The 12,000-nt window shown below is 64.2% G+C and carries 18 protein-coding genes; 8 read left to right on the top strand and 10 right to left on the bottom strand.

Annotated features, from left to right (window positions below):
- Positions 1–243 precede the first annotated feature (243 nt).
- The 5 genes from MOV74_RS03840 to MOV74_RS03820 all read left to right on the top strand — a co-directional run bounded on the left by MOV74_RS03840 (position 244) and on the right by MOV74_RS03820 (position 2,795).
- A complete protein-coding gene (locus MOV74_RS03840; protein ID WP_246918073.1) occupies positions 244–636 on the top strand; it encodes an EF-hand domain-containing protein in 393 nt (130 codons plus the stop codon).
- A 135-nt stretch (positions 637–771) separates the two neighbouring features.
- Positions 772–1,107: a hypothetical protein gene (locus MOV74_RS03835; protein ID WP_246918072.1), complete on the top strand. Its 336-nt coding sequence runs from the start codon at positions 772–774 to the stop codon at positions 1,105–1,107.
- Between the two features lie 228 nt (positions 1,108–1,335).
- Positions 1,336–1,416, top strand: coding sequence for a pyrroloquinoline quinone precursor peptide PqqA (pqqA, locus tag MOV74_RS03830; RefSeq protein ID WP_008562446.1), 81 nt, complete (start codon positions 1,336–1,338; stop codon positions 1,414–1,416).
- 24 nt (positions 1,417–1,440) lie between these two features.
- A complete protein-coding gene (locus MOV74_RS03825) occupies positions 1,441–2,343 on the top strand; it encodes a hypothetical protein (protein WP_246918070.1) in 903 nt (300 codons plus the stop codon).
- 242 nt (positions 2,344–2,585) lie between these two features.
- Complete coding sequence (locus MOV74_RS03820) at positions 2,586–2,795, top strand: hypothetical protein (RefSeq protein WP_018320724.1); 210 nt, start codon at positions 2,586–2,588, stop codon at positions 2,793–2,795.
- A 9-nt stretch (positions 2,796–2,804) separates the two neighbouring features.
- On the opposite strand, the gene MOV74_RS03815 is transcribed toward MOV74_RS03820, so the two are convergent.
- From MOV74_RS03815 to MOV74_RS03800, 4 genes are read right to left on the bottom strand one after another with little or no spacing between them, the layout of a single operon-like run.
- The gene (locus MOV74_RS03815; RefSeq protein WP_246918066.1) at positions 2,805–3,158 is read right to left on the bottom strand and encodes a hypothetical protein; all 354 of its coding nucleotides are present in this window, start codon (positions 3,156–3,158) and stop codon (positions 2,805–2,807) included.
- Positions 3,159–3,204: 46 nt separating this feature from the next.
- Positions 3,205–3,915: an ABC transporter ATP-binding protein gene (locus tag MOV74_RS03810; RefSeq protein WP_246918065.1), complete on the bottom strand. Its 711-nt coding sequence runs from the start codon at positions 3,913–3,915 to the stop codon at positions 3,205–3,207.
- Positions 3,905–4,642 (bottom strand): ABC transporter permease, encoded by a 738-nt coding sequence (locus MOV74_RS03805; protein ID WP_246918064.1) that lies wholly within the window; start codon positions 4,640–4,642, stop codon positions 3,905–3,907. Before MOV74_RS03805 ends, MOV74_RS03810 begins: the two co-directional genes overlap by 11 nt.
- A 1-nt stretch (position 4,643) precedes the next feature.
- A complete protein-coding gene (locus MOV74_RS03800) occupies positions 4,644–5,642 on the bottom strand; it encodes an ABC transporter substrate-binding protein (protein WP_246918060.1) in 999 nt (332 codons plus the stop codon).
- An 87-nt stretch (positions 5,643–5,729) separates the two neighbouring features.
- Here MOV74_RS03800 and MOV74_RS03795 point away from each other — a divergent pair, with 87 nt between their 5' ends.
- Positions 5,730–6,089 carry a hypothetical protein gene (locus MOV74_RS03795; protein ID WP_212081008.1) on the top strand — a complete coding sequence of 120 codons (360 nt, stop codon included), beginning with the start codon at positions 5,730–5,732 and terminating at the stop codon, positions 6,087–6,089.
- Between the two features lie 97 nt (positions 6,090–6,186).
- Here MOV74_RS03795 and MOV74_RS03790 read toward each other — a convergent pair whose 3' ends face one another.
- Positions 6,187–7,005, bottom strand: coding sequence for a quinoprotein dehydrogenase-associated SoxYZ-like carrier (locus MOV74_RS03790; protein ID WP_246918057.1), 819 nt, complete (start codon positions 7,003–7,005; stop codon positions 6,187–6,189).
- A gap of 54 nt (positions 7,006–7,059) precedes the next feature.
- A complete protein-coding gene (locus MOV74_RS03785) occupies positions 7,060–7,986 on the bottom strand; it encodes a quinoprotein relay system zinc metallohydrolase 2 (RefSeq protein WP_246918055.1) in 927 nt (308 codons plus the stop codon).
- 127 nt (positions 7,987–8,113) lie between these two features.
- On the opposite strand from MOV74_RS03785, the gene MOV74_RS03780 reads away from it, so the two are divergent.
- Both MOV74_RS03780 and MOV74_RS03775 read left to right on the top strand, forming a co-directional pair.
- Positions 8,114–8,995, top strand: coding sequence for a substrate-binding domain-containing protein (locus MOV74_RS03780; protein ID WP_246918053.1), 882 nt, complete (start codon positions 8,114–8,116; stop codon positions 8,993–8,995).
- A 10-nt stretch (positions 8,996–9,005) separates the two neighbouring features.
- The gene (locus MOV74_RS03775) at positions 9,006–9,563 is read left to right on the top strand and encodes a PQQ-dependent catabolism-associated CXXCW motif protein (RefSeq protein ID WP_246918051.1); all 558 of its coding nucleotides are present in this window, start codon (positions 9,006–9,008) and stop codon (positions 9,561–9,563) included.
- Between the two features lie 222 nt (positions 9,564–9,785).
- Here the strand turns inward: MOV74_RS03775 and MOV74_RS03770 are convergent, their stop codons facing one another.
- From MOV74_RS03770 to MOV74_RS03755, 4 genes are all read right to left on the bottom strand, one after another.
- A complete protein-coding gene (locus MOV74_RS03770; protein ID WP_246918049.1) occupies positions 9,786–10,085 on the bottom strand; it encodes a copper-binding protein in 300 nt (99 codons plus the stop codon).
- 117 nt (positions 10,086–10,202) lie between these two features.
- On the bottom strand, positions 10,203–10,811 hold the full coding sequence (locus tag MOV74_RS03765; protein WP_246918047.1) for a hypothetical protein: 609 nt from the start codon (positions 10,809–10,811) through the stop codon (positions 10,203–10,205).
- Entirely contained in the window at positions 10,808–11,656 is an 849-nt protein-coding gene (locus MOV74_RS03760; RefSeq protein ID WP_246918045.1) for an ABC transporter permease, read from the bottom strand. Before MOV74_RS03760 ends, MOV74_RS03765 begins: the two co-directional genes overlap by 4 nt.
- Positions 11,653–12,000: ATP-binding cassette domain-containing protein (locus tag MOV74_RS03755; protein ID WP_246918042.1), on the bottom strand; the 348-nt coding region annotated here is incomplete at its 5' end. The genes MOV74_RS03755 and MOV74_RS03760, both read right to left, overlap by 4 nt.

Genomic DNA, 12,000 nt, shown 5'->3' with positions numbered 1-12,000 from the left:
TGTCGTGCCGATATCGCTGACGCGATTGCCGGTCACCTCATGGAAACCGGCTCCACTTGCGCGGAGACGCTGGGAAATTCCGCACCACGAAGCAGCTCCGGTCAAAGTGGTCTGGGCGAGCGGTCGGGTTTCGCGCGTTGTGACGCGCGCAAGTTGCATTCCGGACTTGAACCCGGAGCCGCTTGTGGATTTATCTGGTTGCTGACCCGCTTCGCACCGGGGATCTTTGTCTGGGAGGTCTTGATGATTTCGCGTCGCTCAATTGCGCTTGCGCTCACGATTGCACTGGTGTCCGGTCCGGCATGGCCGGCCGCCGGCAACGCGGTCAAGCTGTTCGATACCGACAATGACGGCACGCTCGATCTTGCCGAGGTGAAGAAGGCGGCCGCCGCATTGTTCGCAAAGCTCGATCCCGATCATGACGGCACGCTCGATGCGCGCGAATTGCGCGGACGGTTGACGGCGAAAGAACTCGCCGCCGCCGATCCCGACCGGGACGGGACCCTGACGCTCGACGAATATTTGTCCGTGGTCGAGCAGCGCTTCAATGCAGCCAATCCCGACAAGGATGGAACGCTGGATGCGAAGGAGCTGAACTCGCGCGCCGGCCGCGCGCTGCTGCGATTGTTGCGGTGAGCGCAACGGAGCAGGCGTGAGGCGGGCGGCTTTTGCGAGCATTTCCGCTCCGACACTCGGAACATCGGGCAGTTCGGCCTGTTCTCTTCGCGATGTCCTGCCAGGCGCCGGGGCTGCGCCGCGGGAGAAGAGGAGATGCAGATGAACACGAAACGTTCCGTTCTTGCCGCCTGCGCGATCCTGACGTTGAGCGCCGGCGTCGCCATCGCCGGCCCATGCAACACGGGCAGCGCCAGCACTGACAAGGATGCTGGTTCTGGTCCGGTCACCGTAGGCTCGGCGCAGTCGCATTCGTCCAGCTCAGCGGGCGACAGCAGCCAGCATCCGCCCACCAGCACGATGAATCGTGCGAGCGGTGAAACGCCGGCGTCATCCGAAGATGCGCAGCGGCAGATGCAGAGCCAGCCGACGGCGGCTCAGCGAGCCGACGGTGCTAAGCCGGACGCCGCAATGGCCGACAAGGGCTGCTGACGGCGCGGCGCCATTGGTGTCGATTCGACGCGCGGTGCGTCGCACAAGGCAGCGTCTTGGAGGTCGTGTTTGACCAAGAGGGAACTGGCTTTGTCCCAGAGAGAAATGCAGTCGCGAAGAATCGACACAGACGCGCTCGGCAACCGAATCGAGGCTTGAACTGCACCTGACGCAGCCCTAGGTTTTGCGCCGCGCGATGTCGCGCTCAATACCTTGGGGAGACCCCGAATGGCTTGGAAAGCTCCGAAGATCGTGGAAGTGCCGGTCGGCATGGAAATCAACATGTACGCCTGCGCTTCGCGCAAGTAAGACTGACGACCTGCCACGGCTTCGATGGCAAACGCCGTCGAAGCCGTGGTAGTGTCAGGAATGCGCGCGAGAGCCAACAGCCTCTGGACTATTGCTGCCTGTACGGTCGCGCTTCTACCCGCATGCGTCAGCGCCGAAGAGAGCTTCGATACCGAGCACATCTTCGGCTTCATGATCGGTACCGATGTCGGCAATCCCGGCGAGCGCGAATTCCAGACCCAAACGACAGGGCGCTTCGGCAAGGGCGGCACATATCGCGCCCTCGAGCACGAGTTCGAGATCGAAGTCGTGCCGCTGCCGAACTTTCGCGTCGAGGTCGGCGGCACGGCCAGCTTGCACGACATCACCGGCGTCCCCGATATCGACGACCGCCGCCAGCTCAACTTCCAGGGGGCTTCGCTAGACCTGCGTTATCGCCTGCTCGGCCGCGAGCGCGCGCCGTTCGGTCTCACCATCGCCGCCGAGCTCCATGGCGACCGCATCGACGAGACCAGCGGCGCGAAAGGACGGATGTACGGCACCGAATTCACCCTCGCCATCGACCGCGAGCTCATCCCGAACTTCGCCATCGGCGCGCTCAACCTGATCTATCAGCCGGAATGGGCGCGCTTCGAGGTGACGGGGCAGTCCGAGAAGAGCTCGACGATCGGAGCGGCGTTTGCCGGCCTGGTGCGCGTGCGGCCCAATGTGCTGCTCGGCGGCGAGCTGCGCTACTTCAGGCAGTATGAAGGCATCGGCCTCGGGGAGTTTTCAGGCCAGGCACTGTTCGTCGGCCCGACCGCTTATTTCCAGCTGTCCGAGCGCTCACGGCTCACCCTGAGTTGGAGCATGCAGGCCTGGGGCCGTCCGGCTGGGTCATCCGCAAATCTCGACCTCGTCAATTTCGAGCGCCACCAGGCCCGGCTGGTGTTCGGCGTTAACTTTTAGGTCGGGAGGTCGTCGTGCCCGGGCCTTGTCCCGCGCATCCACGTTCTTGTACTGCGAGGCAAGGCGCGGGATGGCCGGGGCAAGCCCGGCCATGACGACGTGGAGACCTCGGCGTTCTGCTTCATAGCAAGGAGACGAGAGGCAGTTCCCGGCCCATTCTCGCTCACCCAGACTTGAAACTTCCCCCTCCGCGGAACGTAACCTTTCGTGCTAATCTCGATTGCCCTTGCAAGGATCCCGGCATGAACCCGATTGATCTGGTGGTGACTGTGTGTGCGGTGCTCTCGCCTGCGACCTGCGAGGAGCAGCATCTGATGTTCAACTATGGTGGGTCGCCGCGGCAATGCGCGATGGCCGCGCCGCCCTATATCGCGCAATGGGTCGGCGACCATCCGAAATGGCAGGCCGTGCGGTGGCGCTGCGAATATCCGCACCCGAACGACAAGGCGTAAGGCGTCCCGCTACTTGGTGCAGTCCTTCAGATCCTTGTCGGCGATCGAGAACACCGCATCCGCCCTGATCTCGATGTCGCGAACGACGCACTGCCGTGCGTTGGGATAGCTGACCTTGGCGTCGTAGCGGCCCGGCTCGACGCCGGTGATGCGCAGCCGCTCGTCGTGATCGACCTCCTTGTCCTTGTCGTTCAAGCACTGGTTCGGGCCCCAGTCGGTCTTGCCGGCGGGTGAGAGCTGGAAGCCGGAGATCGTCTCCGTCGTCAGGTTCCAGAGCCTGATGCCCTTGCCCTTGGTTTGCGCCAGCGCCACGCCCGGCACCGCGACCAAGAGGATGCCGATCGCAATCAGCCTACGCCGCATTGGTGAACCTCCCTCGATGACGTTTGGTTCAGTTGACCACGAGTTTTCATTTCGATTCAAGCTGCAACGCCGCGAGCTCCGCCCTGATCCTGCCGAGTTCGCCCTCGCTGCGCATCGCGCGCGGAACGGCAATCGGGACTTCCTGCACGATGCGCGCGGGGCGCGGCGACAAGAAGAACAGGCGATCGCCGAGCCGGATCGCATCGTCGAGACTGTGGGTGACGAGCAGCGTCATCACCGGACGGCTCGCCACCAGCGTTGCGATCTCGTCGCGCAAGCGGCCGGCGAGCGCGTCATCGAGCGAGGCGAGGGGCTCGTCGAGCACCAGCAGATCAGGCTCGACGGCGAAGGCGCGGGCGAGCGCGACGCGCCGGGCAAGGCCGAGCGACAACTCGCCGGGAAAGTGGCTGCGATGCGCCTCCAGCTCCAGAATCCTGAACAGCTCCGACAGCTTCGCCTCGGTCACGTCGGGCGCCGCCAGCCGCACATTCTGCTCGACCGAACGCCACGGCAGCAGCCGCGGCTCCTGGAACACCATTCCGATCCGTGCCTGTGGTGGACGCGCGACGTGGCCCCTGAAATCACCATCGAGCCCGAGGATGATGCGCAGCATCGTGCTCTTGCCGCAGCCGGACGGACCGATGAGCACGCCGACCTCGCCGGCGCAAAGCGCGAATTTGAGCGGCGCGAGCACTTCGTGCGTTTCGCCCGCGGCACTCCTGAACGTCTTGCCTGTGATATCGACCTCAAGCCGCACGGGGCCGCCACCGTGTTGCGCGGGCTTCGAACGGCTGCACCAGCAAGGTTTCGATCACGAGCACGACCGCGGCGAATGTCAGCGAATAGGCGAGCAGTCGCGGCGTGTCGAACAGCTGAAAAGCGACGCCGATCTCGAAGCCGACGCCGTTCGGACGCCCGAGCAGTTCGGCGACCAGCACGATCTTCCATACCAGCGACAGTCCGGAGCGGGCCGCAGCGGCGATGTAGGGTGCGAGCTGCGGCAGCACGACATGGCGGAACGCGCGCCAGCGCGGCATCGCGAACACGCTCGCCATCTCGTCGAGCGAGCGGTCGAGCGCGCGGGTGCCCTCGCGCAAGGTGACGACCGCGGTCGGCAGCTTGTTGATGGCGATTGCCGCGATCGCTGCGGTCTCGGTCAGGCCGGCCCAGATATAGGCCAGCACGATCACGACGAGCGCAGGCAGGTTGAGCAGCAGGATCAGCCAGGGATCGCCGAGCCGGTCGGCTAGCCTGACCCGTCCCATCAGGTAGCCGATGGCGCTGCCGAGCGACATCGCGAGCACGAAGGCGAGGGTGACGCGCGCCAGCGTGACGCCGAGATGCAGGAACAGCGCACCCGATGAGGCTTCCGCGATCATCACCTCGAGCACCGCCGGCGGGGAGGGCAGCTTCGCGCCGCCGACGAACAGCGCGGCAATCCACCAAATCGCGAGGAACATGGCGAACGACAGAAGGCGCAGCACCTCAGTCTCCAGGCACGGCGTGATAGAACGTGCCGGGATCGAGCTCGGCGGCGGGGCCGACGAGGTCGCGGCCGCCGGTCTCGGCCAGCACGCGGTAGAGCACACGCGCGTCTTTCTCCTCGTCGTCGACGCTCCGGCGCGGGATGCCGTCGCGATAACGGTCGCGATAGGTCTTCAGCAGGGTGGCATCGCTGGTGCCGGTCAGCGGCGCGATCTTGTCCCAGGCCGCATCCGAGCTCACCAGCAACTGCTTGGCCTTGCGGGTCATCGCGATGAAGCGCGCCACCGCTTCGCGATGGCTTGCGGCCCAGCTCTCGTCAAAGACATAGCCGACCGCAGAGACCGCGCCCTTGGCGCCGAGCTTCGGCAGGATGTCCTCGATGCCGGCGAGGCGCCTAAAACCCTTGGCTTCGAGCTGGGCGCAGAAATTCCAGAAGTTGAGGCTCGCATCCATCTCGCCGTCGAGTGATTTGGCGGCGATCAAGGGCGGGGCGCCATAGACGATGGTAGCCTCCGACTTCAGGTCGATGCCGTCCTGCTTCATGCGCGCCTGGAGCAGCAGCCAGCTCTTGTCGATGGCTCCGCCGGCGACGGCGAGCTTGCGGCCCTTCAGGTCGGCGAGCGACTTGATCGGCGACGAGGCCGGCACCATCACCGCGCCGAGCGCGCTGGAGTAGGGATAGAACGTGAGCTTGGCGCCGAGCGCCCGCTCGCGCGACACCCACAGCCAGTCCGACAGGATGATGTCGGCGCTGCCTCCGCGCATCGCGATCTTGCCGGCCTCGGGGCTCGCTAGCTCGGTGACTTCCAGCGAGAGGTCCGCTTCCTTGTCGAGACCGCTCGCACGGATCGCGGCCAGCTCCCAGGAGAATGTTCCGGTCTTCTGCACCGCAAGGCGGATCGTATCCGCGGCGCGGACGGGTGCGGCGAGCGTCAGCGCCAGCGTCGTTGCGAGCGCCAATGTCCGACCAAGTGCCCTTATCACACCGAGTGCTCTCATCACCTTGTGAGCCGTTTCCTCTGACAGAGTGCTTTTCAGGACAATACGCATAGCATAGCTTTGCTCGCAACCAGCGGGAGGATGCGCATGAAACTGGCCGGACAGCTACGACCGATTGTCGCCGCATTGACGGTGCTGGCGGCGACGGTGTGCGTGGCGCGGGCCGAGGAAGCCAACGATTATCCCACGTCTGCGCGCGCGGAGTACGTCTATGGCTGCATGAAGGCCAATGGCGAGAGCCGGCAGTCGATCGAGCAATGTTCCTGCTCGATCGACGTGGTGGCCTCGATCGTCCCCTATGAGCGCTACGTTACCGCGGAGACCGCGCTCAGCATGTCGCAGGTGCGCGGCAATCTCGGCGTTCAGTTCCGCACCTCGGAGCAGGCGAACACGGCGGTGAATGATTTAAGGCGGGCGCAGGCGGAAGCTGAGGTGAGGTGTTTCTAGTTTGCTGCGGTCATTCCGGGGCGCGCGAAGCGCGAACCCGGAATCTCGAGATTCCGGGTTCGGTCCTGTGGACCGCCCCGGAATGACGGTGTGACAACTACGTCCCCGGCTTCTCCACGTCCCACTCATTCCGGAACACGTGTCCGTCCGTGTCCTTGGCTTCCGCGCGGAAACGCTTGGCGCCGTTGGAAACGTAGGTGAAGCGCAGGTTGGGATCTTCCGAGATCGAGATGCCGCCTTCCATCGAGAGCACGGGGCTGTCGTCCTGCGTCAGCTTCAGCTGGTTGATGAAGAACGCGGGAATGTAGAGCTGCGTGACCTGGTCCATCTGCAGGCCGGAATTGTTGGGATGGCCGACCATGATCTGCGCTTCGCGGATACGGCTCGCCGGCGCCTCCTCGCGCGCGAACTGCCGGTAGCGCATCTTGCCGAGCTTGCTGTTGGCTTCCTCGGCGTTCTTTCCGGCCGGCGCCGAGCAGCCGCCCGAGGCCTTCACATAGACTTTCGAGACATAGAGCTGGCCGTCGCTGAGCTCGGCCACCGCATGGACATCGGTGTAATTGTTGACCCGCACGCGCGTCGAGATTTCGGTGACATTGGCATCGGAGCCGAGCTCGAACTTCGCCGCCATCGGCGCCGGGTTGCGGTCGATCACGAGCGTAATCGAGCGGATCCGGCGGCTATCTGCGGGCGACAGTTTGCTGCGCAGAGTCACCGGCACGATCGCCGCGTCCTCAGCGCGATACGGCATCTCGATGCCGACGACGGCACTGCCGTCATTCATCGGGCGATTGTTGAAGATGTCCTGCACCAGGCCCGGCCAGGGATCGTCGGCCTCTTCAGCCTGCGCCGGCATGGCAAAGGCGATGCCGAGCAGCGCGGCGATCAGGGGCAGGCGGCGTGTCCATCTGGTCATGATCATGGTCCCGGAGTCAGCGAAGCTGATCTCTTGCTCATGATAGCGCGCCCGCTACTCCCATTCAATTTCCGAAAATGCTGCAGTTGCGTTCCGGGCATTGTAATCGCCGAACAGCTCCCAACGCGGCTGCTCCTCAGCCGCAGCCTTATTGGCGGCGGCTCGGATCGGTTCGCCGTTCTTATTCAGTGCACGTACGTCGGACAGCAGCGTTGACAGGTAACGCCGTTCATCGGCCAGCGCGGCAGGCCAGTCGCTCACGGGGCCGTGACCGGGAACGACGCGTCGCGCCGGGAGGGCCTCCAATTCCTTCAACGTGTCGAGCCAGCCGCGGATGCTGCCGTCCATGACCGGAATGTGGCGAAGAAAAACGAGGTCGCCCGTGAACAGGGTTTTGGTCGTCTCGTCGTACACGGTCACATCGCTGTCGCTGTGCCCGGTCCGCCAGGCGCGCAAGGTCAGTCGGCGCGAGCCGAGATCAAGCGTCATCGCGTCCGAAACCAGCAGGGTGGGAGCAACGATCTTCACGGGATCTATCAACTCGTTGCCCATGATCCGGCGAAAATTGTCGAGATAATAGGGCCCGCGCGTGGCGAGCGCCTGCGGCAGCTTGCTATGGCCGACGAAGCTCGTTTCTGCGGTGGCGAAGGCCGCATTGCCGAAGACATGGTCGGGATGGCCGTGGGTGTTGATGACATAGCGGATCGGCTTGGGCGTGCGGGCCCGCACGGCGGCCAGCAGGGCCTCGCCTTCGCGGAGGCTGCCGCCGGTGTCGATGACGGCCACGGCATCATCGCCCACGATGAAGCCGACATTGGCAATGTCGCCCTCGTTCTCGCGGGTCATCAGGGCAATGGCCCCGGAGTGTACGAAGATTCCCGGTGCGACTTCGCTCACAGGCAATTCGGCCGCCCCGGCCCGTGCTAGCGTTGCTATCCCCAGCAGGGACAAGGCTGCGATTACTCGAGCGATGCGAAACACTTTTCCGCCTCAGTTTAAAGGGCTTGCTGCATTGCACTGCAACAAAGCGAAGCCAGCGAAGTCTGGCAAAACATGGCGCGTCATGCGTTGCATGGATAGCATTCAAACAAAACGAGGAGGAAGCGCGATGACGGAGGCCGGACGACATCGTCGCTGGTTGTTTTCAATGTGGGTCCTGGTTGCGTCCTGCGGGCTCGGCGACGTTGCCGTGGCGCAGACCAATGACAGCGGCGACCTCTCGTTCGAGCTGGTCGACCCGCACGTGCTTCGTGTCTGCGCCGATCCGCGCAATCTGCCGTTCTCGAACGAGAAGGGCGAGGGGTTCGAGAACAAGCTGGCCGAGCTCTTTGCCGACAAGCTCAAGAAGAAGCTCGATTACGTCTTCTTTCCGCAGGCCACCGGCTTCGTGCGGATGACGCTGGGTGCGCATCGCTGCGACGTCATCATGGGCTTTCCGCAAGGCGATGACGTCGTGCAAGGCACCAATCCCTATTATCGCACGAGCTATGCACTGGTCGCCAAGGCCGGTAGCGGGCTGGAGGACGTCGACACGCTCGAGGATCCGAAGTTGAAGGGCAAGCATGTCGGCATCGTCGCGGGAACGCCGCCGGCGACCAATATGGCCATTGCCGGCCTGATGAGCGACGCAAAACCCTATCCGTTGATGATCGACACGCGCTACGACAATTCGGCGCAGGCCATGATCGACGACCTCGCCGCCGGCAAGATCGACGCCGGCGTGCTGTGGGGACCCATGGCCGGCTACTATGCGAAGAAGGTCGGCTCGCTTCACGTCACGCCGCTGGTGAAGGAAACCACGGGGCCGAAGCTGGTCTATCGCATCGGCATGGGCGTGCGCCCCGCCGACCAGAACTGGAAGCGGCAGCTCAACAAGCTGATCCAAGAGAATCAGGCCGAGATCAACAAGATCCTGGTCGACTTCGGCGTACCGCTGCTCGACGAGAGCGATCGGCCGCTCAGTGCGGCGACGGCCAAGAAGACGCCATGAGGTAGACGCCATGAGGCGGCTTCGTGCCGGTGCGCTCGTCGCTGCCCTGCTGGCGGCGCCGGTTCTGGCGCAGCAGCAGGAGCCGTTCGAGCCCGAGAATTATCGCGCCGACAATTATCGCGCGCCGGTACCGGCGACGCTCGCCGGCGCGCGCGTGCTCACCACAGTGGAAGCCGAAGCGATCTGGCGCGCCAGAAGCGGTGCCTTCATCGACGTGCTGCCGCGCCCGCCGAAGCCGAAGAACCTTCCGGAAGGCACGGTGTGGCGCGATGCGCCGCGCAGAAACATTCCGGGCAGCATCTGGCTGCCCGATACCGGCTACGGCAATTTGCCGCCGGCGATGGGGGATTATTTCCAGCGCGGGCTCGCGCGTGCCTCTGGCGGCGACAGGGCCGCGCTGGTGGTGATCTATTGCCTCGCCGACTGCTGGATGTCCTGGAACGCCGCCAAGCGCGCGCTGGCCTATGGCTATTCCAACATCGCCTGGTACCCAGACGGCACCGACGGCTGGGAGCGTGCAAAGCTTCCCACCGAAGAGGTGCAGCCGGAGCCGCGGCCGGAACAGTAAGCGACTCGGCTCCGCAGTTGCGGCGTCAGAAAAAGGCTCAACTCCCTCCACGTCATTGCGAGCGCAGCGAAGCAATCCAGAATCTTTCCGTGCAGGGATTCTGGATTGCTTCGTCGCAGGGGCTCCTCGCAATGACGATGTGGCGCAGTATCGCCTCGATCGACGTGGGGTGAGCTCGCGGAAGGGCACCTCTCCCTGCAAGAGGAAGAGGCGATCTAAGCCCTACTGCTTCTGCAGCTTCGTCAGCGTGCCGGTGCCGTTATTGTCGGTCGCGGAATAGTTCACCCTGTCGCCGGCATGAACGGCGTCCAGCATCGCGGCGTCCTTGGCCTTGTACTCCTGGAGCGCGCCGGCGCTGCCGGTGCTGGCGCCGACCGTACCCTTCTGCGTCTGCTGGATCGAGATCGTGCCGTTGAGCCGATCGATCCGCATGACCATTCCGGTCAAATCGTCAGCAAGAGCGCTGGTTGCGAGCATGCTGAGGGCCGCAGCGCCCGCAAAAATGAATCTTGTAGTTCCCATCGAGGCCTCCCGACGTCTTGGAGTTCACTTCGACAAGCCATCCTAGATCGATTTGGTTCCGGCAGATAGCAGGGCAAAGGTTAACGATGCTCGGGAACCCATCGGGAGTGCAGGGCGCTATTCCATTTCCTGCTGGATCACGCGGCCGAGCGCGAACAGGCGCTGGTCGATCGTGGTTGGAACCTCGCAGACGAATCGCACCACCTTGTTGCGGTCCTCGAAAATCCGGGTCTTCCAGATCAGCTCGTTGCCGAGCGTCTCCACCTTGGCCTCGTCACGCGGGGTGGCACCCTGAAGCGCCTGGAGCTGAATTGTCTCCTCGCGGATCTTGTCGGCGGCCTCCCGCTGCTTGCGGCTGACGCGCTCGAGCCCGCTCATGACCTGGGAGCGCTGGGCGTTGAGCGTGTCGAACAGGCCGGCGAACAGCAGCTTGGCATTCGCAGTCTTGTCGGCGGAAGAGGCGGCCAAAAAGTCTTTCACCGACTTCTCGGCCTCGTCCATTGGCGTCTTGCGCGCCGACAATTTTGCGACCAGTGCGGTGATTTTCGTGTCGTTCTTCCACTTGGTCTCGGCGTCGTCGAGCGCAGGACCAGCCCAGACGGCCGCGAGCGAGATCTCCGGCACCTTGGCCTGCGTGCAGGGCCAGTTGGGGTAGCGCGGATCGGCCGCACGGGTGGCCGTGCCCGACAGCGCGAGCACTAGTGCAGCCATCGCCAGAACCTTCATCCTTCGCCTCCTGCAGGCCCCCGTCGCGCCAGCCCACGCGAGGGATCATAGGCCCAAATCGCGCCGATCATGAAGACGATTGTGCAAGCGGCGACCACCGCCAGCGAGACCCAGTTGATCTGTCCGTACAGCGCAAACCGGATCAGCTCGACCGCATGGGTGAACGGATTGGCCTCACAGAGATAGTACAGATAAGGGCTGCCCTCCTGCACCCGCCAGAGCGGATAGAGCGCGGAGGAGGCGAAGAACATCGGGAAGATCACGAAATTCATCACGCCGGCGAAGTTTTCCAGCTGCTTGATGCCGGAGGAGATCAGCATGCCGAGCGAACCCAGCATCAGCCCGGACAGGATCAGCGCCGGCAGTACGGTGAGATAGCCCGATGACGGCGGGGTGATGTCCCAGAACCAGGCGATCAGGAGGAACGCATAGACTTGCAGCAACGACACCGCGGTGCCCGCCAGCAGTTTGCAGAACAGGAGAAAGCCGCGCGGCAGCGGGCTCACCAGCAGCGTGCGCATGTTGCCCATTTCGCGGTCATAGACCATCGAGAGCGAGGATTGCATGCCGTTGAAGAGCTGGATCATCGCCATCAGCCCGGGCGCGATATAGACCTCGTAGAGGATGTAGGTCTCGTAAGGCGGGATGATGGAAATGCCGAGCACCTGGCGGAAGCCGGCGGCGAAGATGAACAGCCACACCAGCGGCCGCACCAGCGCCGAGACGAAGCGCTCACGCTGATGCAGGAAGCGCAACCCCTCGCGCCAGACGATGCCGGTGAGGCACGTCATGTATTCGGCGGCCGAGAAGCCGCGCGGCGCCTCACGCGTGGTGATGCTGCTCATGCGCCGCCTCCCGGCATGGTTTGCGCGCCGGTCAGGCGCATGAAGGCGGTGTTGACGTCCTGCGCGCCGGCTTCGGTGATGACGCGGCTCATCGGTCCCCGCGCCAGCACCTTGCCCTGATGCAGCACCACGAGGTCGTCACTGGGCATGATCTCGTCGAACAGATGCGTGGCCCAGAGCACGCCGATGCCTTGGTCCGTCACGAGCTGGCGGACCTGGCTGATGATGTCGGCGCGCGCCTTGACATCCAGGCCGACGGTTGGCTCGTCCAGCAGCAGCAGGCGCGGCCGGTGCAGCAGCGCGCGGGCGATCTCCAGCCGCCGCATCTGCCCGCCCGAGAGATC

This window comes from Bradyrhizobium sp. SHOUNA76, assembly GCF_023006445.1.
GTDB lineage: Bacteria > Pseudomonadota > Alphaproteobacteria > Rhizobiales > Xanthobacteraceae > Bradyrhizobium.
This window is presented reverse-complemented; position numbering and strand designations above follow the sequence as displayed.